The following is a 20,975-nucleotide window of genomic DNA, read 5'->3' as shown; positions in this document are numbered from 1 at the left end:
TCGTACACTGCCGATACCCTATTAAACACGACCATTATCCACGTCATTATTAGGGTAACCGCAGTGACCATCCATACCATCGACAAAGCACAGCTCATTAGCGACGTCCAGTTTGGGGATAACCTAAACCATGCGGTGGTGCAAGGGCGTCGTTCCGACTTTGCCCTGATGGTGGCCTTGCTCTCCGGTGATGCGAATGAATCAACGCCGCTGACACTAACCAATAACCCGATCAGCAACGATCAGGTCTTGCGTCAGCAGTTCCAGTTAGCGGCGCCACAACCGCTGGCTGCCAGCAATGAAGAAGACTATCTCCGTGCCGGTGCCCAAGCCGATGCCTTTCATCGTGGCGGTATTGCCAGTGCCAATCTACGCTTTCAACTTGCCCCTGCAGCGATGCATTACCCTCCACAAGGGACTCATGGCTTTGACGAAGCGGTTTATCACAATTTATCGGGTCACGAACGTCGCCATTTAGCGCATCCAGATCCAACCCGCCCAGCATTTAATCCTGCGACCTTGTATGAAAAACTCACCACTTCTCATTGCTTCGACAAAATGCGTGTAAGTGCATAGTGAGTAAGATCGCAAGTTGATCTTGATGACATTCGCTGATCCTTTGCCAAACTGTGATCCTCTGTAAATTCCCGATAATCTTTTTGCCATACTGCCTGACGTTTTGAGCCTTTTTTTCGCAGTCCACGTAATTATGGTCCAGTATTATTCTCCCACGCTTGAATAAGGTGTGTGTAAGCTGTCATTTTTACGTGGACTCTTGGGCAATCAAGGTCACCATGACTTAGTTAAAAGGTTGATAATAGTGAGGAATTGACCATGAAGATCGATAACGCAGTGGTCGTCATCACCGGAGGCGGCTCTCCGTCTGGACGCGCAATGGCGGAGCACTTTTGCTCACTCGGTGCAGACGTTGCATTACTCGATACCGAGTGGCCAGCACTCCGTCTAAGCGCTGATCAATGTCGCCCTTATGCAGGACGTGTCCAACCTGTTTGTTTAGCCAATAATCAACCGGCTTCTATCCATGATGCATTCACACAAGTCACCCAACTTTTTGGGGGGATTGATGTACTCATTAATCACTGGCAAGGCGATATATTGCCCAGCTTATTTAACAATGGCACATGGTGCGATGTACCTAAGTCGATCACCGATACCACATCCCAAAGTTACCTTGTGGTTCAACATGCCGCTGAATGCATGCATCAACGTGGCCGACCCGGCGTGATTATCAATATTGCTGGTATCCACCTCACTCCAGATACGGTCGCCAATGCCATGATTGGCGGTTTAACCCAACGTTGGGCCAAAGAGCTTTCCGGGCTCAAAATTCGCGTGGGAGGCATTGTGCCGCGCCATCGTCGCCGAGGCTCTGGTGAGCTTGATGATGAGTTAATCCGTAACGCGGAGTATATTGTCTCCAATGACTCATTTAACGGCCGGTTGTTGGAAGCGAGTGGGTAAAGAAGTAAAGAAGAGAATACAAAAAGACCCGCCGGAGCGGGTCTTTTTCGTTAAGCGGTTGCCTAAGTGAGATTAGGCGTCTGCTTTTTGGTCCTTTTTCTCAGCTTTCGCGTCAGCTTTGGCCGTTTTAGTCGGCGCGGCGGCTGGTCGGTCATCTTTTTTCTTGATAACCGTGGTGCCTTCAAACGTTTCACATTCTACGTATGGTTTCCCGTAGTAAGACGCAACCAGCACATCTTTCAACTCTTTGATAAGTGGGTAACGTGGGTTAGCACCCGTACATTGGTCATCAAACGCCTCTTCAGCAAGCTCATCCAGTTTGGCCATGAAGTCGGCTTCTGGTACACCCGCCGCCTGGATAGAGGTTGGGATGTCTAGCTTCAGCTTCATATCTTCAAGCCATGTTAGCAAGCGCTCAATTTTCTGAGCCGTGCGGTCACCCGCTTGAGCCAGACCCAAGTTATCTGCAATCTCAGCATAGCGACGACGTGCTTGTGGGCGGTCGTACTGCGAGAATGCAGTTTGCTTGGTTGGGTTGTCATTGGCGTTGAAGCGAACCACGTTTGAAATCAGCAATGCGTTCGCAAGACCATGCGGCAAGTGGAACTCAGCACCGATTTTGTGCGCCATTGAGTGACAGACACCCAAGAAGGCGTTAGCAAACGCGACACCAGCAATTGTCGCACCATTGTGCACTTTCTCACGTGCAATTGGGTCGTTAGCACCATGTGCATAGCTCGCTGGCAGGTAGTCTTTCAGCAGTTTGAGCGCTTGCAGTGCTTGCCCTTCTGAATATTCGTTAGAAAGGATCGACACATACGCTTCCAAAGCGTGCGTAATCGCATCATAGCCACCAAAGGCTGTCAGTGACTTCGGCATGTTCATCACCAGGTTGGCATCAACAATCGCCATTTGTGGTGTCAGCTCGTAGTCGGCCAGTGGGTATTTCGCACCGGTTTCGTCGTCAGTCACAACCGCAAACGGCGTCACTTCTGAACCGGTACCTGATGTGGTTGTCACACAAACCAGTTCTGCTTTTTTACCCATTTTCGGGAATTTGTAGATACGTTTACGGATATCCATAAAGCGCATTGCCAGCTCTTCAAAGGCGGTTTCTGGGTGCTCATACATGACCCACATGATTTTCGCTGCGTCCATCGGTGAACCACCACCGAGAGCAATAATCACGTCAGGCTGGAAGCTCTTCATCGCTTCAGCACCTTTACGTACCACGCTTAGCGTTGGATCCGCTTCCACTTCGAAGAAAGTGGTCACGTCCATGCCTTGCGCCTTGAGCATTGATTCGATCTGCTCTGAATAACCGTTGTTAAACAAGAAACGATCCGTCACGATTATGGCGCGTTTTTTGTCTTCTAAGTCACCCAGTGCAATGGGCAGACTGCCGCGACGGAAGTAAATAGATTTTGGTAGTTTGTGCCACAGCATATTCTCAGCTCGCTTCGCTACGGTTTTCTTGTTCATTAGGTGTTTAGGCCCAACGTTCTCAGAAATAGAGTTACCACCCCATGAGCCACAGCCCAATGTAAGCGACGGTGCAACGTTAAAGTTGTACAAGTCACCGATACCACCGTGCGTGGTTGGAATGTTCACCAGAATACGCGCCGTTTTCAGACGGTCACCGAAGTATCTGATACGATCTTGGTTAACGTCTTGGTTGGTATACAAGCCAGAGGTGTGGCCGATACCGCCCATTTCTACCATCTTACATGCCATGTCGACCGCGTGCTCGAAGCTCTTGGCACGGAACATGCCCAGAGTTGGAGAGAGTTTCTCGTGAGCAAACTCTTCTTCGATGCTGATTTCCAGACCTTCACCAATCAAGATCTTGGTATCTGATGGCACGCTAACACCGGCCATCTCTGCAATTTTGGTCGCAGCTTGGCCCACGATATCAGCGTTGAGGTTACCGTTAATGAGCAGCACCTTACGCACTTTATCGGCGTCTGCTTTGCTCAATACATGGCCTTTGTGAGACGCGAAGCGTTCTTTCACTTCATCGTACACTTCGTCCATCACGATAACCGCTTGCTCGGACGCACAAACCACGCCGTTATCGAAGGTTTTTGACATCAGAACAGACGCGACAGCACGTTTGATATCCGCCGTTTCATCAATAACGACAGGCACGTTACCTGCACCGACACCAATCGCAGGTTTACCCGACGAATAAGCGGCTTTCACCATACCTGGGCCACCAGTCGCTAGAATCAGGTTAATGTCGTCGTGCTTCATCAATGCGTTAGAAAGCTCAACTGACGGTTGATCAATCCAGCCGACAATGTCTTTTGGCGCGCCAGCAGCAACCGCTGCGTCAAGTACCAGTTTCGCGGCATCATTGGTTGAATTCTTCGCTCGTGGGTGTGGCGAGAAGATAATGCCGTTACGGGTTTTTAGTGAAATCAGTGATTTGAAAATCGCAGTAGACGTTGGGTTAGTGGTTGGAACGATACCGCAAATCAGGCCGACAGGCTCAGCGATCGTCATGGTACCGAACTCGTCATTCTCTTCCAGAATGCCACAGGTTTTGTCGTCTTTGTATTTGTTGTAGATAAACTCAGAGGCGAAGTGGTTCTTGATGACTTTGTCTTCCAAGATACCCATGCCTGACTCTTCAACGGCTTGTTTAGCGAGAGGAATACGCGCATTGTTTGCAGCGAGCGATGCAGCACGGAAGATTTTATCGACTTGCTCCTGTGAGTAGGTAGCAAATTCTTTTTGTGCCTTTTTGACACGCTCAACCATCGCGTTGAGTTCAGCAATATTAGTGACAGGCATAGTTGTCTCCTGGTTCATATTTGAAAATCATTTAGTAACTGCTTTCAGCCATCTTTACTTACCTTAGTTGGCATTTCCGATGGTTACCTTGGTCCGTTAAGGTGTCGCATTTAGTAAATAACTTTCAGAACTGAGTATAAGTTTTCACAGCAAGAACAACTTGATCTCGATCATTTGTTATCAAATCAATAACGACGAATTTGCTTCTTAACCCCCATAAACAGTGGGTTCATTGCCACTGTAGCACACTATAATCGTGTCTAAAATTTTCACCAAAGTAACACAGGCTTTACATGGAAGACCAACAAAAACGGTGGATTTGTATTATTTTTTCAACAAAAAGTTAGCGAAAGCCATAAAAAAGAAAACACATTAAGGATTTACCTCTGTTACTTTCATACCGCTACATCACTGCTTTTTCCGTTTAACCCACTGGCGATGATGGCCGATAGCTTCAAGCCCCCAGTCACATTCACCAGCATAGACGGTCAAAACACGACCACCAAAGCCGCAGTTTAATGGCTGAGTATAGTTTGCTCTGGCCATCTTGCTTAACCATCAATCTAACTTTTTTTACAAGCCATGGCCTCATCAAATCCGCAATCACTGCTTGCAGAAAATGCAGGGTTAAGCGGTTGGTTTTTAAGCTGAGGTCGCTATACTGACTCCATCTACTCACCCGAGAGAAACTGGACTTCCTCACAGCATTACGAGAATCGCCATGGCCTTTTTCGATACCATGATTTTTGTACAGTTTTTTGTCGGGCTTTTTGCCGCCGTTAACCCTATCGGTATCATGCCCGTTTTTGTTGCCCTAACCGCGCATCTTGATCAGCAAGAGCGTAATCGAACGGCGTATATTGCAGCCACCGCGGTGGCGATTATCTTAATTGTGTCCCTACTTGCCGGTCAGATGTTATTGGACTTGTTCAGTATCTCACTGGATTCGTTCCGCGTCGCCGGGGGCATGCTGCTACTCAGCATCGCCTTCACTATGATGAATGGTAAACTGGGGGAAGGAAAACAAAACAAGCAGGAACAGTCAGAGACAATCAGTCGTGAACAAGTAGGCGTCGTGCCACTGGCCATGCCGTTGCTCGCTGGCCCTGGTGCCATTAGTTCGACAATCGTGTATGGCTCTCAGTACCCTGGTACTTGGAGCACAGTAACACTCATTTCCACTTTGGTTATCTTCGCGGCTGGGATCTGGGGCCTGTTTAAAGTCGGGCCCACAGTGGTGAAATTCTTAGGACAAACCGGCATCAATGTCATCACGCGGATTATGGGTCTTATTCTTGGTTCATTAGGCATTGAGTTTATTGCCTCTGGCATGCGCGCTTTGTTCCCAGGCCTTAACTAAACATGCGATAAGCCGCCTTAGGCGCGTAGTGATAGAACCGGCAGGCAGACAGTTGCAGTGCCGGTTTTTTTACGGCTCAATAACGGAAAATTTTTAGCAAGGAGAGCGAATGAATAAGTCACAAAGCCGTCTCCAGCATTACCTGTACACTACCATATTTGGTACCGAGACTCGGCACGGAAAAGTGTTTGATTTAGCACTGATCGTGATGATTCTAGCATCTATGGTGGTATTGATGCTGGAGTCAATTGCCAGCTTTCATGCTCAATGGTCACAATGGCTGTATTGGATTGAATGGGGCTTCACGGGCATATTCACCATCGAGTATTTGCTGCGTCTTTACTGCTCACCTCGTCCGTCAGCCTATGCGCGCAGCTTTTATGGCGTGGTGGACTTGCTAGCCATTCTTCCCACTTATATCGCAGTGTTTGTCCCAGGGACAACGTATATGATGGTGGTACGCCTGCTTCGCGTATTACGCATATTCCGTGTACTGAGACTGATGCGCTTTTTGGAAGATTCCAATATCTTAATGCGCTCGATGATCATGTCATCACGCAAGGTACTGATTTTCTTCTCTACGGTGATGATTCTCGTCACGGTATTTGGCGCACTGATGTACGTAATTGAAGGGCCGGAGAATGGCTTTACTAGTATTCCTTATGCGATTTATTGGGCGATTGTGACGCTGACAACCGTGGGGTATGGTGACCTCATCCCACAGACCGACATCGGTAAAGCGCTAGCCTCTTTTACCATGTTGATGGGGTATTCTATCATTGCCGTGCCTACCGGGATCATTACCGCTGAAATCGGCCAACAAATGTCGCTGCACCGTCAGCTAGTCAAGTGTCCAAATTGTTCCAAAGGGGGACACGAGTCTGATGCTGACTTTTGCAAACATTGTGGTAGTGAGCTGCCCGAAGGCGACAAACGCGTGGTGCAGCCTGGTCTTTAAAGTCTGTCGTCCATGACGGTTAAAACATCTGATTACCCATTGGTGAAGACATTAAAAAACGGAGCAAGTGAGCTCCGTTTTTATTTGCTAGTTGATTGATGATTAGCCAGCTTATTTTCGACGCCAAGTGGTTCCTTGTGGGCCATCCTCTAACACAATCCCCATCGCCGTCAGTGCATCGCGCGCGGCATCCGCTGCTGCGAAATCTTTTGCTTTACGGGCATCGTTCCGCGTTTGAATCAAGGCTTCTATTTTGGCGACTTCATCATCCGCACCCGCATCACCTTGCAAAAAGCTATCCGCGTCTTGCTCTAACAAGCCCAGCACAGTAGCCAGTTTACGCATCTGTGCACCTAAAGCTGACGCCGCCACCATGTCATCTGCTCGTAGGCGATTAATCTCACGCGCCATATCAAACAACACTGAGTAGGCTTCTGGGGTATTGAAGTCATCATCCATCGCCGCCTCAAAGCGCGTCACGTAATCCTCACCACCCGCAGGTGTGGCCAGGGTGTCTAAACCGCGAAGCGAGGTGTAGAGGCGCTCTAGAGCCGATCGCGCTTGGTTTAGATTTTCGTCGCTGTAATTCAGCTGACTGCGGTAATGCCCAGACAATAAGAAGTAACGCACGGTTTCCGCATCGTAATGCTCAAGTACATCTCGAATGGTAAAGAAGTTTCCGAGCGACTTGGACATTTTCTCCCGATCGATCATCACCATGCCGCTATGCATCCAGGTATTCACGTACGGGGTATCATGCGCACAGCAGGACTGAGCAATTTCGTTCTCATGGTGCGGGAACTGCAAATCAGAGCCGCCGCCATGGATATCAAAATGTTCACCCAAAATCGCCGAGTTCATTGCCGAACACTCAATGTGCCAGCCAGGGCGGCCTGGGCCCCAAGGGGATTCCCACGTTGGCTCGCCAGGTTTCGACATTTTCCACACTACAAAGTCGAGGGGACTACGTTTAGCGGTTTCCACATCAATGCGTGCCCCCGCTTGGAGCTGATCCAAGTCTTGTTTAGACAACTTGCCGTATTCATTGAATTTGGCAACTTCAAACATCACGTCGCCATTATCTGCCACATACGCGAATCCACGCTCAATAAGCTTTTCCACCAGCACAATGATTTCGTCAATATAATCCGTTGCACGCGGTTCGATATCAGGCCGAGCCATGTTTAAGGCATCGAAATCTTGATACATTTCACCGATCAGGCGTTCAGTCAGCGACTCACAGCTCTCGCCATTCTCAGCAGCGCGCTTGATGATTTTATCGTCGATGTCGGTGATATTGCGGACAAAGATCAGCTCAAAGCCGCGATAGCGTAAGTAACGTGCAATCATGTCAAACGAAACAAAAGTGCGCCCGTGTCCGATATGACAGAGATCGTAAATGGTCACCCCACACACATACATGCCGATTTTTCCTGGCGTGATGGGTTGAAAGACAGCTTTCTCTCGCGTCAATGAGTTGTAAATCTTTAACGGGGGGGTTTGCGTCGACATAATGATTTGATTACTCGTTACGATAGTGACAAATAGTAAGATGAATCCGCTATTACACCTTTTATGCTAGCTTGACGCAAGCGCCTCACACCCGTCTGGCGCATCGAGACACCAAGATAGGGTTCACAAGTTACTACTAAAACCGAGATTATCGCTTGAGCTTTTTAAGTCTATTCATTTATTTTTCAATAAAGAATCTTTATCGATAAGTATTTATTGGGCAAACTGGCCCACTGACTGATTGGCACTCACCGATCTTATTGAGACTAACCGATGTGGCAGAATCATGACTGATAACGCAACCCCTTCCGCTCCCCAAGAGGACAAAGTTGACCTCATCTTACGCCAATGGCACGACGAGCGCCCAGATATCGACCCCAGTCCGATGGCGATTACTGGCCGACTGGCGCGGGTATTGGGCAACATTAACCCCAAACTGCAACAAGTATTTGGCCAATATAATCTCAACCCTGGCGAGTTTGATGTGTTGGCCTCTCTACGTCGTGCAGGCTCGCCCTATACATTAACACCCAACCAGCTGCTCGATGCCTTGATGCTTACTTCGGGCGCAATGACCAACCGTATCGATCGCCTCGAGCAAAAAGGCTTGGTGTCTCGCAGCCCTGATCCCAACGACCGCCGTGGCGTCTATGTCTCACTGACAGACGCGGGTATGGGATTAATCGATAAAGCGGTGACGGATCATACCAACAATTTACACCAGCTCTTGGCTGGCCTCACCGCCGACGAGCAAGCCGAACTCGCCGTGTTGCTTAAAAAATTACTCGCACATGTTGAGCCCGTGTCTTAATCGCTTTTTCCCGGCTCGCCTGAGATAAGGACGACTCAGGAATGATGATTAATTCCACATCCAGGGGATCTTTGCTTGATCAGCGAGTACTTTCGGCTAAAATCTGTGATCCTTTTTAGCCAAGCCAATGACAGGATTACATCATGGTGACTCTTCATACCACGTTCGGTGACATCAAACTTCGCATGTTTGCAGACGAAGCACCGGCTACGGTCGAGAACTTTTTACAATACTGCCGTGACGGCTTTTACGACGGAACCCTGTTCCACCGCGTGATTGACGGCTTTATGGTCCAAGGCGGTGGCATGGCCTCTGGCATGGAAGAAAAAGCAACCCGTGCGCCAATTAAAAACGAAGCAGATAACGGCCTCAGCAACTTGACGGGTCGCTTGTCGATGGCTCGCACCATGGAGCCGCACTCAGCAAGCTCGCAATTCTTTATCAACGTCAATGACAACCTGTTCTTGGATCACAAAGCTAAGACGCCAGATGGCTGGGGCTACTGTGTGTTTGCCGAAGTGGTTGAAGGCATGGATGTGGTCAACAAGATCAAAGGCGTTGCCACCGGTAACTGGGGTTACGTTCACCAGGACGTCCCGGTCGAAGAAGTGTTGATCAATAGCGTGACTATTGAAGACTGAAGTGACACTATCGAGCAAGGGTAGCCAAGGCTACCCTTTCTTTTTCGTCGCGACCCGCTTTCTATTAATGATAAAACCAACGCATGTCTCATACCCTCTTCATCGCTGATTTACACTTAAGCCCGACGCGGCAAGATATCACTGACTGCTTCGAACGATTTATGACGCAAGAAGCGATAAACGCCGACGCCCTGTATGTGCTGGGGGATTTATTCGAGGTTTGGATTGGTGATGACGACAACAGCCCTTTTCATCAGCAAATCAAAGACGCCTTTTCGACACTCACGCAACACGGCGTACCTGTGTATTTTATTCATGGCAATCGTGATTTTTTAATCGGCAAGCGTTTTGCCCGTGAGACAGGCATCACATTGTTGGATGAGCATACCTGCATTGATTTATATGGTACCCCGACGTTCATTCTCCATGGCGATACTCTATGTTTGGCGGATGCTGACTATCAAGCATTTCGTCGCAAGGTCCACCAGCGCTGGTTACAACGCGTATTTTTGTGCTTACCCTTAGCGTTGCGGCGTCGTATTGCAGCCAAAATGCGCGCCGGCAGTGCCAATGCCAATCAGCAAAAGTCATCAACGATTATGGATGTCACCCCGCAAGAGGTACAACGGCAGTTAGATAAAGCGGATGTGCGCCATATGATTCATGGCCATACCCATCGTCCTCATGTGCACCAATGGCGTGCTCAAGGCCACGATTACCAGCGCATCGTGTTAGGCGATTGGTATCAGCACGGTTCGGTATTAGTGTGTGGTCCGCAAGGCTGTGACTTACAAACCCGAGACTTTTCAAACCGCTAATTTGTAAACCGCGAAACCACCCTGTTTTTACCAACGAGACGTTTATGCAGACTCACTTATGCCCCTGTTACAGCAATAAACCCTACGACAAATGCTGCGCGCCCGTTCATCAAAACCCCGCCAACGCTTCTCATCCTGAGCAATTGATGCGTGCTCGTTATAGCGCGCACCCTAAAGGCTTGGTGGGCTTTATCGTCGAGACGTATCACAGCGAATGTGGCGCCGAATCGTTTCGTGATGACATCACCACCATGACCCAGCACCAGTGGCAGTCGCTCGAAGTCGTAGATAGCGAGGTGTTGCAACAAGGTGAACTTGGCTTTGTCACCTTTAAAGCCCACTTTATCGCGGACGGCCAGCCCCAATGTCTGCATGAGCGTTCTCGTTTTGTTAAAGAGACGATCGATGGACAGCTTCAGTGGCGATATATCGATGGCGTGTTTCCCGGCCATGTCAAAGCAGGGCGTAATGATCCTTGCCCTTGTGGCAGCGGGCGTAAGTTTAAAAAGTGTTGCAGCTAACCTGCTATTTTAACCCTACCCTGACCTCTTTTTGATTAAAAAACCATCAAGTTCAGTTTTCCTTAGTCGATACTAATAGTAAGACCAAAGGAGGACCTATTATGAATTGGCTTGGTAATCTGAGTCCTGTGTATCGCACGCCGCATGCGCCGCCTACCAAGGTATGGGCGATCCGTAAATCAGAACACATTGACGCGCGCAAAGAACGCCGGTTGGATGATCTCAGTGATCATACGCAGCAGGCCGAACAAGAACACAAAGAAAAGACTCCCAAAAAAGATGGCGAGTTAGATATTTATGTCTAGCCTCTGAGTCTCATTTTCTCGCTGTTCATCGCGATAGCAACACTTAGCATGAAAAAACGCGCTTTGACTGGTTGCAATCCAAACGGATTTTGATATGGTCATAAACAGTTAATTTTTTTGTTGTAGCATTTACTTTTATCACAAAGCGTATTTCGCTAGATAACGGACGACCAATAATGATTTCAGCGCTAATGACCATGCATCACCACCATCATCCTGACTAGTCTTTCGGGAGGAATGGTTTCGACTGGAAGACGAGTAAAAAGCGCTTCCGTCGGTCATTAGCCAGCTAACAGATTCAGACCCTCGGGAGCACCGTCTTCCGAGGGTTTTTTCTTTTTTAGCTTTTCATTTTTAGACAAGGAAGCACACATGCAAACACAACGCTTACGTATCGCCATCCAAAAAAAGGGCCGCCTCGCCAAGGAGTGCCAAGAGCTGCTTAAACGCTGCGGGGTAAAAATCAATTACACCGGTGAACGTTTAGTGGTCCACGCCGAAAACATGCCCCTCGACCTGCTGCTGGTGCGTGACGATGATATCCCGGGCCTTATCATGGACGGCGTGGTCGATTTAGGCGTGATTGGCGAAAACGAGTTAGAAGAAGTACGCCTTGAGCGCATCAAGCTGGGCGAGCCGAGCCAATATCAACTGCTGCGCCGCCTCGACTTTGGAGGCTGTCGTCTCTCCATCGCTCTCGACAAAGACCAAAGCTATAACGGCCCGCAAGATCTGGCTGAGCAGCGGATTGCGACCACCTATCCCAACATTCTTAAAGCCTACATGGACAAGCAGGGCGTGAATTTCAGCGCCTGTATACTCAATGGTTCAGTGGAAGTCGCGCCGCGGGCTGGCCTCGCCGATGCGATTTGTGACTTGGTCTCAACCGGAGCCACCTTAGAGGCCAACGGCCTGAAAGAAGCCGAAGTCATTTTCCGATCCAAGGCAGTACTGATTCAGCGTGAAGGGAGCTTCAGTGAAGAGAAAACCGCATTGATTGAACGCTTGCTCACCCGCATGCAAGGTGTCATCCAAGCCAAAGAATCCAAATACATCATGCTCCACGCACCGAGCGACGCGCTAGAAAAAATCGTTGAGCTACTCCCCGGGGCCGAAGATCCGACCATTTTACCCCTCGCGCACGAAAAAAGCCGTGTTGCCGTACACCTGGTCAGTACAGAAAACCTGTTCTGGGAAACCATGGAAAAATTGAAGCAGTTAGGTGCAAGCTCAATTTTGGTCCTGCCGATTGAAAAGATGATGGAGTAAATCACGATGCGTACTGTGGTCTGGAAATCACTCGGAGAGTCACAAAAAGAAGGCTTAATGCGCCGCCCTGCAATCACAACCGGTGCACAAACCCAAGCAAGCGTCGCGGAGATCATCGCCGATGTCCGTGAGCGGGGAGATGAAAGCTTAAAAGCATTAACCCAAAAATTTGATGGTGTCGAACTCGATAGCATCAAACTCGACAAAGCGACTTTGGCCGACGCTGAAGCGCGCTTAGGGGAAGATATCAAACTCGCCCTGCGCCAAGCCTACGATAACATCAGCACCTTTCACCGTGCGCAAAAAGCGCAGCCGTTGAAAGTCGAAACCATGCCGGGGGTGGTGTGCGAATCCATTACCCGCCCGATTAACCGCGTGGGGCTGTATATTCCCGGCGGTAGCGCGCCCTTGCCCTCGACCGTATTGATGTTGGGCGTACCCGCACAAATTGCCGGCTGCCGTAAAGTGGTGCTGTGTACCCCACCGCCGGTAGCCGATGAAATCTTATACTGTGCCAAACTGTGCGAGATTGATGAAATTTATACCCTGGGCGGCGCACAGGCGGTGGCGGCGATGGCCTTTGGCACTCAAAGCGTGACCAAGGTGGATAAGATCTTTGGCCCGGGTAATGCCTATGTCACCGAGGCCAAACGTCAAGTGAGCCTTGCCGCCAATGGCGCGGCCATGGACATGCCTGCCGGCCCCTCGGAAGTGTTAGTGATTGCCGATGCCGGCGCGGATCCAGACTTTGTTGCCGCCGATTTACTCAGCCAAGCGGAGCACGGCCCCGATTCGCAAGTGGTGCTGGTGACCCCGGCGCCAGAGATGGCAGAGAAAGTGGCGGATGCGGTGCAGCAGCAGTTAACCACGCTCAGCCGTGCGGAAATTGCCAAGCAAGCGCTGGGTAGCAGTGTGATTATCATTGCCGACACCCTCACTCAGTGCGTGTCGATTTCTAACCGCTATGGGCCGGAGCACTTGATTGTGCAAACCCAACAACCAAGGGATTTATTGCCACTGTTAGATAACGCTGGATCGATTTTCTTGGGCGCATACTCGCCCGAGTCTGTCGGTGATTACGCCTCTGGCACCAATCACGTGCTCCCCACTTATGGCTATACGCGCACTTACAGCAGCTTAGGGTTGGCCGACTTTAATAAGCGAATGACAGTACAACAGTTAAGCGAAGGCGGCTTACAAGCACTGGGCCCGACAGTGATGCGAATAGCAGAGGCCGAAGGCTTGGATGCACACCGCCAAGCAGTCGAAATTCGTCTCACTAAACTACAACAAACTCAAGCCTCAGAGGACTCGTTAGTATGAGCATCGAAAAACTCGCCCGTGAGCAAGTACAAGCGCTTACTCCCTATCAGTCAGCCCGCCGTATCGGCGGTAGCGGGGATGTCTGGCTCAATGCTAACGAGTCACCCTTTGACAACGCTTACACCGTCAGCGGTCAGGGACTCAATCGCTACTCCAGCTGTCAGCCCGATGCATTGATCAATGCCTATGCGGATTATGCAGGCGTCGAAACGAACCAAGTCATCACCACTCGTGGCGCCGATGAAGGGATTGATTTGTTGCTGCGTGCCTTTTGCGAGCCAAACCAAGATAGCGTGCTGATTTGTCCACCTACCTATGGCATGTATGCGGTCAGTGCGGAAAATCAAGGTATCGCCACCACCCAAGTGCCGCTCACCGCCGACTGGCAGTTGGACATGGCAAGGATTGATGCCGCATTGGAGGCAGATGCCGGCATAAAGCTTATCTTCGTGTGTAGCCCCAATAATCCGACCGGCAATCTCATTAACCGCGACGACATAGAAGCGCTACTCACCCGCACCCAAGGTCGCGCGATTGTGGTGTTGGATGAAGCCTATATCGAATTTAGTCCAGAAGCGACCTTCACCGACTTGCTCGCGCGCTTTGAGAATCTGGCTATTTTGCGCACCCTATCCAAAGCGTTTGCCCTAGCAGGACTGCGTTGCGGCTTTACCCTCGCCAGCCCCGCGATTATTAACTTGATGCTTAAGGTGATCCCGCCGTATCCCGTACCGGTACCGGTGGCAGACATTGCCCAGCAAGCGCTCTCCGAGGCCGGTTTGGCGCGGATGAAATATCAGGTTTTGGACTTGACCGCCAACCGTGCCTACCTGCAAGCCGGCCTCAGTATGCTGCCCGGCGTTGAAGTGCACCCAGGCTTTGGTAATTATCTACTCATCACGCTGGATGATGCCGACGCGGTGTTCGCACGTTTAGGACGTGCAGGCATGATTGTGCGCCAGACCGCCGTGGTCAACAGCTTGCGCATCAGTATTGGTAACCGTGACGAATGTGAAAAAGTGTTGGCCTTTATCCGCCAGCAACTCAGTGAATAAGGACAACCACTGTGAAAGACAAGATTTTATTTATTGACCGTGATGGCACCTTGATTGCGGAGCCGCCTGAAGACTATCAAGTGGATCGCCTCGATAAATTGGCGCTTGAACCGGGCGTGATCCCTGCACTACTCAGCCTGCAAGCGGCGGGTTACACCTTGGTGATGGTGAGCAATCAAGATGGTCTAGGGACCGAGAGCTTCCCGCAAGCGGACTTTGATGCGCCACACAACATGATGATGGCCCTGTTTCGCTCACAAGGGATCCATTTTGAAGACGTACTGATTTGCCCGCACTTTGATAGCGATGACTGTAGCTGTCGCAAACCCAAACTAGGCTTGGTGAAAGACTATCTACAGCAAGGCCGAATTGATTTCGCCCAATCGGCGGTAATTGGCGATCGCGACACCGATATCACCTTAGCGAACAATATGGCGCTACAAGGGATCAAATACCAACGTGACGTGATGGGCTGGCCACAGATTGTCGAGCGCCTCACCCAGCAGCCGCGACTGGCCAGCGTCACCCGCACCACCAAAGAAACCGATATTCAGGTGGATGTTAATCTAGATAAGAGTGGCGGCAGTCGTATTGAAACAGGACTGGGCTTTTTTGACCACATGTTGGATCAAATCGCCACCCACGGCGGCTTTCAGCTCAACGTACGCGTTAAAGGCGATTTGCACATCGACGACCACCACACCATTGAAGATACCGCCCTCGCGTTGGGCGAGGCACTCAAACGAGCGCTGGGAGATAAACGCGGTATTGGCCGCTTTGGGTTTAGCCTGCCGATGGATGAATGCTTGGCGCAATGTGCATTGGATTTGTCCGGACGCCCCTATTTGAAATTTGAAGCCAGCTTCCCACAGCCACAAGTGGGCGATATGTCGACCGAGATGGTGGGACACTTTTTCCGCTCATTGACCGACACCTTGGCCTGTACCTTACACCTAACCGTGTCGGGCGAAAACACCCACCACTTGGTGGAAAGTTTGTTTAAAGCCTTTGGCCGCACCTTGCGTCAAGCCATCAAGGTCGAGGGCGACGCCCTGCCAAGCAGTAAAGGAGTGCTGTAATGCGCAAACAGACTGTCATTATCGATACCGGCTGCGCCAACGTGTCCTCGGTGCGCTTTGCTGTTGAGCGTTTGGGGTATCAAGCCACATTAAGCCGCGATCCGGACGTGGTACTAGGGGCGGATAAGCTCTTTTTGCCCGGTGTCGGCACCGCCAGCGAAGCGATGAAAAATCTCACCGAGCGTGGCTTGGTGGATTTAGTTAAGCAAGTGGAGCAACCGCTGCTGGGGATTTGTCTTGGCATGCAAATGCTAGGCACTTACTCGGATGAAGGCGACAGCCCGGTCGAGTGCCTCGGCCACATCCCCGCTCCCACCAAACTGATGGATACCGCGGGGCAGCCTCTGCCTCACATGGGTTGGAACCGGGTTGCCACCGTTAATGACCATCCTCTTTTCGATGGCATTGTCGCGGGGAGTCATTTTTACTTTGTCCACAGTTACGCGATGCCGGTCGGCGATTACACCTTGGCACAATGTCATTATGGCCATGCGTTCAGTGCGGCTATCAATCAAGGCAACTACTACGGGGTTCAGTTTCACCCTGAGCGCTCGGGCAAAGTGGGCGCGCGTTTGATTCAGAATTTTTTGGAGATGTAAGCAAGGATGATTATACCAGCACTCGACTTGATAGACGGCCAAGTGGTGCGCCTTTATCAAGGGGATTATCAGCAAAAAACCGACTACGGTTTTGACCCGCGTGAGCAGTTTGCACGTTACCATCAAGCGGGGGCAGATTGGTTGCACCTCGTGGATTTAACCGGCGCTAAAGATCCGACCGCACGTCAGGTCGACTTAATCACCGAGATTTTGCAATCAACGCCCGCCAATATCCAAATTGGCGGTGGTGTGCGCACTGAAATGGACGTGATTGAGCTGCTGAATACCGGCGCGCAGCGCGTAGTGATCGGCTCCACCGCGGTCAAATCCCCCGATTTGGTTAAAGGCTGGATGCAAACCTACGGCCCTGACCGCATTGTATTGGCACTCGACATTCATATCGACAGCGACGGGACGCGACGCGTGGCGGTGTCCGGCTGGCAACAAGACTCCGGCGTCACCATTGAAGCGCTCCTCGACGATTATTTGTCCGTCGGGCTCAAGCATGTGCTATGCACCGACATTTCCCGCGATGGCACCTTACAAGGCAGTAATGTGGCGCTTTACCGCGACTTGTGTCAGCGCTATCCGAGCATTGCGTTTCAATCATCAGGCGGCATTGGCCGTCTCGAAGACATTCGCGCCTTACGCAACACTGGCGTCGCAGGCGTGATCGTCGGCCGCGCCCTACTGGAAGGCAACTTTAGCGCAGAGGAGGCGATCGCATGCTGGCAAAACGGATAATTCCTTGTTTGGACGTCCGCGACGGACAGGTGGTTAAAGGCGTGCAATTTCGCAATCACGAAATCATCGGCGATATCGTCCCGCTCGCCAAACGCTACGCCGAAGAAGGCGCTGACGAGCTGGTGTTTTATGACATCACCGCCTCCAGTGACAGTCGCGTGGTCGATAAAAGCTGGGTTAGTCGCGTCGCGGAAGTGATTGATATCCCCTTTTGCGTCGCCGGTGGGATTAAATCCGAAGCCGATGCCCAGCAAATCTTGGAATTCGGCGCGGATAAAATATCGATTAATTCACCCGCATTGGCCGACCCGAGTTTGATCACGCGGCTGGCCAAGAAGTTTGGCGTGCAATGCGTGGTGGTCGGGATTGATTCTTTCTTCGATGAAGCGACCGGGCAATATCACGTCTATCAATTTACCGGCGATGAGAGCCGCACTCAGGCTACGCCTTGGCAAACCGCCGCGTGGGTTGAGGAAGTCCAACAGCGAGGCGCAGGCGAAATCGTACTCAATATGATGAACCGCGATGGCGTGCGCCAAGGCTATGACTTAACCCAACTCAAAATGGTAAGAGAGCGCTGTCAGGTACCCCTGATTGCCTCCGGCGGTGCCGGTGAAATTTCGCATTTCGCCGACGCCTTTTTACAAGCGAATGTCGATGGCGCACTGGCCGCCTCGGTATTTCACAAGCAAATCATCGCAATAAGCGAATTAAAACAAGCTCTAAAGCAACAAGGGATCGAGGTAAGAGTATGACGGCGACGTGGGTAGAACGTATCGATTGGGAGAAAAACGCCGGCTTGGTGCCTGCGATTATCCAACACAGCGATAGCGGCCAAGTATTGATGCTGGGCTACATGAATGCCGATGCACTGAACGCGACGCTCGAAACCGGTCGCGTCACCTTTTGGTCGCGCAGTAAATCGCGTCTTTGGGTAAAAGGCGAAAGCTCCGGCCATGTATTAAGCCTTGAGCACATTGCACTCGATTGCGATCAAGACACCTTGTTGGTCACGGCGACACCACACGGGCCCACCTGTCACCTCGGCACGACCACCTGCTTTGACAGTGATAATAAACCACCACACACGGGGCCCGGCTTTTTGTCGAGCCTAGAGCAAGTGCTTGCCAGCCGCAAAGATGCCGCGCCTGATGACTCTTACACCGCAAGCTTATTTGCCAAAGGCACTAAGCGTATCGCGCAAAAAGTGGGGGAAGAAGGGGTCGAAGTCGCCCTCGCTGCCACGGCAGGCGATAAAGCCGAGCTATTAAACGAAAGCGCCGATTTGCTCTATCACCTGTTGGTATTGCTGCAAGACCAAGAGCTTAGCCTCCATCAAGTGACCGAAGTCCTCGCCTCTCGCCATCAAGGCTAACGGCCACGCGCGTTAACCTAAACATGGTCCCTCCAAAGCGCTGCTCAACTGCGGCGCTTTGGAGCCATTGAATTTTGCCAATCCCGCACCAGAACACCGTAGCAGATCGCCAAATCCTGCTCAGATCAGTTAAACTGCCTGTATTCCCGACAGTTAGTGACAAGGCGTCCTATGTTTAACGGCAAATCCATTCTGATCACCGGCGGTACTGGTTCTTTTGGTAAAAAGTACGTCCGCACCCTGCTTGAACGCTATCAACCACGTCGCCTCGTGGTGCTCTCTCGCGATGAGCTCAAGCAGTATGAAATGCAGCAAACCTTTAACGCCCCTTGCATGCGCTATTTTATCGGCGATGTACGTGATGGCGATCGCTTAATGCAAGCGATGCAAGGCATTGATTATGTGATTCATGCTGCTGCACTCAAGCAGGTACCTGCCGCCGAATATAACCCGATGGAGTGTATCAAGACCAACATTCACGGCGCAGAGAATGTGATTCGCGCTGCGATTGCCAACGGGGTGGAAAAGGTGATTGCGCTCTCGACCGATAAGGCCGCCAGTCCCAATAATCTCTATGGCGCCACCAAACTGTGTTCAGATAAATTGTTTGTCGCCGCTAACAATATGACCGGGGGCCAAAAGACACGTTTTTCGGTGGTGCGCTATGGCAATGTGGTCGGCTCGCGCGGCTCTGTGGTGCCTTTGTTTAAGAAAAAGGCAGCGGAAGGTGCGGATCATTTGCCCATTACCCATCCTGAAATGACCCGCTTTTGGATTACCTTGCAGCAAGGGGTGGATTTTGTGCTGAAAAACTTTTCGCGCATGTATGGCGGGGAAATATTTGTTCCTAAGATCCCATCGGTTCGCCTGACAGATCTCGCCAGCGCCTATGCCCCGAACACGCCCGTCAAGGTAATAGGCATTCGTCCCGGCGAGAAAATGCATGAAGTGATGTGTCCGGCTGACGATGCCCATCTGACGCTCGAATTTGCCGAACATTACGTGATTTGCCCAACCATTAAGTTCTACGACGCCGATGATGACTACCGAGAAAATGCGTTGGGCGAAAAAGGACAGCCCGTGCCAGAAGGCTTTGAGTATCAATCAGGCACTAACCCAGATGTGTTAACCGTCGAGGCCATTTTGCAACTCGACACCGAGCAGTAAAGGAGTATGGCGTTGATCCCATACGGAAAGCAGCATCTTAGTGAGCAAGACTATGCCGCTGTGCTTGAGGTGCTAAAAAGTGATTATCTGACGCAAGGCCCGCAAGTTCCGGCTTTTGAAGCCGCCGTCGCCGAACTCACCGGGGCTGCGCATGCGGTCGCCGTTAATAGCGCTACATCTGCCCTGCACCTCGCTTGTCTGGCGCTAGGACTGGGCCCAGGCGATCGTTTATGGACCTCCCCCATCACCTTTGTCGCGTCAGCCAATTGTGGTCGATACTGTGGTGCCGAGGTGGACTTTGTCGATATCGACCCGCACACACGTAACCTATGCCCCCAGCAGCTCGCGCAAAAACTGGCGCAAGCGGCCGCAACTCACACCTTACCCAAAGTGCTGGTGGTGGTGCATATGGCCGGTGCCAGTGCGCCAATGGCCGAGATTGCCGCGCTCGCTAAGCGTTATCAGGTAGCTATTATTGAGGATGCGTCACATGCTATGGGTGCCCACTATCAAGGAACGGCAGTGGGTGGATGCCAGTACAGCGATATTAGCGTGTTTAGTTTTCATCCGGTCAAAGTGGTTACCGCGGGAGAAGCCGGGGTTGCCACCACCCAACATGCCACATTGGCGAAAGCGCTGCGTCAGTTGCGTAGCCACGGGATCACCCGTGATGCAGAAGACAGCCACGCTGCCCTGCCACCTTGGGGGTATGAACAGCATGCATTGGGGATGAACTATCGCCTCTCGGATATTCATGCCGCGCTTGGCCGTTCACAATTAACCCAGCTTCGTTCCTTTATCACCAGACGGTTTGCACTCGCTGAACGCTACCACCAAGCGCTGGCGGATTTGCCCGTTAAGCGACCCATTTTAGATCCTGAGTCGGCATGGCATTTGTATTTGATTGAGCTTGATCACGCCGACACACGCCGCACCGTTTTTGAGGCTATGCGTGTGCAAGGCATTGGCGTGAACGTGCACTATATTCCTGTGCATACGCAACCTTACTATCAGGCACAGGGCTTCCAGCCCGGAGACTTCCCGCTTGCCGAGCAGTATTACGCGGGGGCACTCACTTTACCGCTTTACCCCGATTTAACCGAGCAACAGCAAGATACGGTGATTGCTGCGCTACAAAAAGCCATTGAGGATGCGTGACC

22 protein-coding genes and 1 other annotated feature are annotated in these 20,975 nt (G+C 51.1%); of the genes, 19 read left to right on the top strand and 3 right to left on the bottom strand.

Features of this window, described 5'->3' with window-relative positions; genetic code table 11:
- The first annotated feature begins 63 nt into the window (after positions 1 to 63).
- Together BUQ98_RS02140 and BUQ98_RS02135 are read left to right on the top strand one after the other, a co-directional pair.
- Complete coding sequence (locus tag BUQ98_RS02140; RefSeq protein ID WP_074212286.1) at positions 64 to 576, top strand: VC2046/SO_2500 family protein; 513 nt, start codon at positions 64 to 66, stop codon at positions 574 to 576.
- A 258-nt stretch (positions 577 to 834) separates the two neighbouring features.
- Positions 835 to 1,482, top strand: coding sequence for an SDR family NAD(P)-dependent oxidoreductase (locus BUQ98_RS02135; RefSeq protein WP_074212285.1), 648 nt, complete (start codon positions 835 to 837; stop codon positions 1,480 to 1,482).
- Between the two features lie 72 nt (positions 1,483 to 1,554).
- Here the strand turns inward: BUQ98_RS02135 and adhE are convergent, their stop codons facing one another.
- Positions 1,555 to 4,296, bottom strand: a complete 2,742-nt coding sequence (adhE, locus tag BUQ98_RS02130) for a bifunctional acetaldehyde-CoA/alcohol dehydrogenase (RefSeq protein ID WP_256359488.1) — start codon at positions 4,294 to 4,296, stop codon at positions 1,555 to 1,557.
- A gap of 390 nt (positions 4,297 to 4,686) precedes the next feature.
- Entirely contained in the window at positions 4,687 to 4,824 is a 138-nt protein-coding gene (locus BUQ98_RS17005; RefSeq protein WP_175566275.1) for a hypothetical protein, read from the bottom strand.
- A gap of 175 nt (positions 4,825 to 4,999) precedes the next feature.
- Between BUQ98_RS17005 and BUQ98_RS02125 the strand changes: the two genes are divergently transcribed.
- Both BUQ98_RS02125 and BUQ98_RS02120 read left to right on the top strand, forming a co-directional pair.
- The gene (locus tag BUQ98_RS02125) at positions 5,000 to 5,638 is read left to right on the top strand and encodes a YchE family NAAT transporter (protein ID WP_074212283.1); all 639 of its coding nucleotides are present in this window, start codon (positions 5,000 to 5,002) and stop codon (positions 5,636 to 5,638) included.
- A gap of 109 nt (positions 5,639 to 5,747) precedes the next feature.
- Positions 5,748 to 6,596: an ion transporter gene (locus BUQ98_RS02120; protein ID WP_074212282.1), complete on the top strand. Its 849-nt coding sequence runs from the start codon at positions 5,748 to 5,750 to the stop codon at positions 6,594 to 6,596.
- 111 nt (positions 6,597 to 6,707) lie between these two features.
- Here the strand turns inward: BUQ98_RS02120 and cysS are convergent, their stop codons facing one another.
- Positions 6,708 to 8,108, bottom strand: a complete 1,401-nt coding sequence (gene cysS / locus BUQ98_RS02115; protein WP_074212281.1) for a cysteine--tRNA ligase — start codon at positions 8,106 to 8,108, stop codon at positions 6,708 to 6,710.
- A gap of 286 nt (positions 8,109 to 8,394) precedes the next feature.
- Here cysS and BUQ98_RS02110 point away from each other — a divergent pair, with 286 nt between their 5' ends.
- From BUQ98_RS02110 to pseC, 15 genes are all read left to right on the top strand, one after another.
- A complete protein-coding gene (locus BUQ98_RS02110; RefSeq protein WP_074212280.1) occupies positions 8,395 to 8,919 on the top strand; it encodes a MarR family winged helix-turn-helix transcriptional regulator in 525 nt (174 codons plus the stop codon).
- Between the two features lie 143 nt (positions 8,920 to 9,062).
- Entirely contained in the window at positions 9,063 to 9,560 is a 498-nt protein-coding gene (locus tag BUQ98_RS02105) for a peptidylprolyl isomerase (protein WP_046075345.1), read from the top strand.
- Between the two features lie 83 nt (positions 9,561 to 9,643).
- Positions 9,644 to 10,378, top strand: coding sequence for a UDP-2,3-diacylglucosamine diphosphatase (gene lpxH / locus BUQ98_RS02100; RefSeq protein WP_074212279.1), 735 nt, complete (start codon positions 9,644 to 9,646; stop codon positions 10,376 to 10,378).
- 44 nt (positions 10,379 to 10,422) lie between these two features.
- Positions 10,423 to 10,899 (top strand): YchJ family metal-binding protein, encoded by a 477-nt coding sequence (locus BUQ98_RS02095; RefSeq protein WP_074212278.1) that lies wholly within the window; start codon positions 10,423 to 10,425, stop codon positions 10,897 to 10,899.
- 101 nt (positions 10,900 to 11,000) lie between these two features.
- Positions 11,001 to 11,204, top strand: coding sequence for a hypothetical protein (locus BUQ98_RS02090; RefSeq protein ID WP_074212277.1), 204 nt, complete (start codon positions 11,001 to 11,003; stop codon positions 11,202 to 11,204).
- 199 nt (positions 11,205 to 11,403) lie between these two features.
- Positions 11,404 to 11,542, top strand: a sequence feature (His leader region).
- 34 nt (positions 11,543 to 11,576) lie between these two features.
- Positions 11,577 to 12,473 (top strand): ATP phosphoribosyltransferase, encoded by an 897-nt coding sequence (gene hisG, locus BUQ98_RS02085; RefSeq protein WP_074212276.1) that lies wholly within the window; start codon positions 11,577 to 11,579, stop codon positions 12,471 to 12,473.
- A gap of 6 nt (positions 12,474 to 12,479) precedes the next feature.
- Positions 12,480 to 13,796: a histidinol dehydrogenase gene (gene hisD / locus BUQ98_RS02080; RefSeq protein WP_074212275.1), complete on the top strand. Its 1,317-nt coding sequence runs from the start codon at positions 12,480 to 12,482 to the stop codon at positions 13,794 to 13,796.
- Positions 13,797 to 13,798: 2 nt separating this feature from the next.
- Positions 13,799 to 14,851, top strand: coding sequence for a histidinol-phosphate transaminase (gene hisC, locus BUQ98_RS02075; protein ID WP_139294695.1), 1,053 nt, complete (start codon positions 13,799 to 13,801; stop codon positions 14,849 to 14,851).
- Between the two features lie 11 nt (positions 14,852 to 14,862).
- Positions 14,863 to 15,930, top strand: coding sequence for a bifunctional histidinol-phosphatase/imidazoleglycerol-phosphate dehydratase HisB (gene hisB / locus BUQ98_RS02070; RefSeq protein ID WP_074212273.1), 1,068 nt, complete (start codon positions 14,863 to 14,865; stop codon positions 15,928 to 15,930).
- The gene (hisH, locus tag BUQ98_RS02065) at positions 15,930 to 16,529 is read left to right on the top strand and encodes an imidazole glycerol phosphate synthase subunit HisH (RefSeq protein WP_046075337.1); all 600 of its coding nucleotides are present in this window, start codon (positions 15,930 to 15,932) and stop codon (positions 16,527 to 16,529) included. Before hisB ends, hisH begins: the two co-directional genes overlap by 1 nt.
- Positions 16,530 to 16,535: 6 nt before the next feature.
- Positions 16,536 to 17,273 carry a 1-(5-phosphoribosyl)-5-[(5-phosphoribosylamino)methylideneamino]imidazole-4-carboxamide isomerase gene (hisA, locus tag BUQ98_RS02060; protein WP_025673431.1) on the top strand — a complete coding sequence of 246 codons (738 nt, stop codon included), beginning with the start codon at positions 16,536 to 16,538 and terminating at the stop codon, positions 17,271 to 17,273.
- Complete coding sequence (gene hisF / locus BUQ98_RS02055) at positions 17,255 to 18,028, top strand: imidazole glycerol phosphate synthase subunit HisF (protein WP_074212272.1); 774 nt, start codon at positions 17,255 to 17,257, stop codon at positions 18,026 to 18,028. Before hisA ends, hisF begins: the two co-directional genes overlap by 19 nt.
- Positions 18,025 to 18,648 carry a bifunctional phosphoribosyl-AMP cyclohydrolase/phosphoribosyl-ATP diphosphatase HisIE gene (gene hisIE / locus BUQ98_RS02050; RefSeq protein ID WP_046075334.1) on the top strand — a complete coding sequence of 208 codons (624 nt, stop codon included), beginning with the start codon at positions 18,025 to 18,027 and terminating at the stop codon, positions 18,646 to 18,648. The genes hisF and hisIE overlap by 4 nt, the downstream gene beginning before the upstream one ends.
- A 171-nt stretch (positions 18,649 to 18,819) precedes the next feature.
- The gene (gene pseB / locus BUQ98_RS02045; RefSeq protein ID WP_074212271.1) at positions 18,820 to 19,815 is read left to right on the top strand and encodes a UDP-N-acetylglucosamine 4,6-dehydratase (inverting); all 996 of its coding nucleotides are present in this window, start codon (positions 18,820 to 18,822) and stop codon (positions 19,813 to 19,815) included.
- A gap of 12 nt (positions 19,816 to 19,827) precedes the next feature.
- Complete coding sequence (gene pseC / locus BUQ98_RS02040) at positions 19,828 to 20,973, top strand: UDP-4-amino-4,6-dideoxy-N-acetyl-beta-L-altrosamine transaminase (protein ID WP_074213546.1); 1,146 nt, start codon at positions 19,828 to 19,830, stop codon at positions 20,971 to 20,973.
- The last annotated feature ends 2 nt before the right edge of the window (positions 20,974 to 20,975 follow it).

The sequence above is a fragment of the Salinivibrio sp. ES.052 genome, from assembly GCF_900141775.1.
Taxonomy (GTDB): Bacteria; Pseudomonadota; Gammaproteobacteria; order Enterobacterales; family Vibrionaceae; genus Salinivibrio.
The sequence above is the reverse complement of the archived record's forward strand: the minus strand, read 5'-3'. Positions and strand labels throughout refer to the sequence as shown.

What these genes read in the sequence shown, in the direction of transcription:
- BUQ98_RS17005 (WP_175566275.1), bottom strand. Translation starts at nt 4,824, where the DNA reads ATGGCCAGAGCAAACTATACTCAGCCATTAAACTGCGGCTTTGGTGGT.
- adhE (WP_256359488.1), bottom strand. Translation starts at nt 4,296, where the DNA reads ATGAACCAGGAGACAACTATGCCTGTCACTAATATTGCTGAACTCAAC.
- hisIE (WP_046075334.1), top strand. Translation starts at nt 18,025, where the DNA reads ATGACGGCGACGTGGGTAGAACGTATCGATTGGGAGAAAAACGCCGGC.
- hisF (WP_074212272.1), top strand. Translation starts at nt 17,255, where the DNA reads ATGCTGGCAAAACGGATAATTCCTTGTTTGGACGTCCGCGACGGACAG.
- BUQ98_RS02120 (WP_074212282.1), top strand. Translation starts at nt 5,748, where the DNA reads ATGAATAAGTCACAAAGCCGTCTCCAGCATTACCTGTACACTACCATA.
- BUQ98_RS02125 (WP_074212283.1), top strand. Translation starts at nt 5,000, where the DNA reads ATGGCCTTTTTCGATACCATGATTTTTGTACAGTTTTTTGTCGGGCTT.
- hisG (WP_074212276.1), top strand. Translation starts at nt 11,577, where the DNA reads ATGCAAACACAACGCTTACGTATCGCCATCCAAAAAAAGGGCCGCCTC.
- cysS (WP_074212281.1), bottom strand. Translation starts at nt 8,108, where the DNA reads ATGTCGACGCAAACCCCCCCGTTAAAGATTTACAACTCATTGACGCGA.
- BUQ98_RS02095 (WP_074212278.1), top strand. Translation starts at nt 10,423, where the DNA reads ATGCAGACTCACTTATGCCCCTGTTACAGCAATAAACCCTACGACAAA.
- hisA (WP_025673431.1), top strand. Translation starts at nt 16,536, where the DNA reads ATGATTATACCAGCACTCGACTTGATAGACGGCCAAGTGGTGCGCCTT.
- hisD (WP_074212275.1), top strand. Translation starts at nt 12,480, where the DNA reads ATGCGTACTGTGGTCTGGAAATCACTCGGAGAGTCACAAAAAGAAGGC.
- lpxH (WP_074212279.1), top strand. Translation starts at nt 9,644, where the DNA reads ATGTCTCATACCCTCTTCATCGCTGATTTACACTTAAGCCCGACGCGG.
- hisH (WP_046075337.1), top strand. Translation starts at nt 15,930, where the DNA reads ATGCGCAAACAGACTGTCATTATCGATACCGGCTGCGCCAACGTGTCC.
- pseB (WP_074212271.1), top strand. Translation starts at nt 18,820, where the DNA reads ATGTTTAACGGCAAATCCATTCTGATCACCGGCGGTACTGGTTCTTTT.
- BUQ98_RS02110 (WP_074212280.1), top strand. Translation starts at nt 8,395, where the DNA reads ATGACTGATAACGCAACCCCTTCCGCTCCCCAAGAGGACAAAGTTGAC.
- BUQ98_RS02090 (WP_074212277.1), top strand. Translation starts at nt 11,001, where the DNA reads ATGAATTGGCTTGGTAATCTGAGTCCTGTGTATCGCACGCCGCATGCG.
- BUQ98_RS02135 (WP_074212285.1), top strand. Translation starts at nt 835, where the DNA reads ATGAAGATCGATAACGCAGTGGTCGTCATCACCGGAGGCGGCTCTCCG.
- BUQ98_RS02105 (WP_046075345.1), top strand. Translation starts at nt 9,063, where the DNA reads ATGGTGACTCTTCATACCACGTTCGGTGACATCAAACTTCGCATGTTT.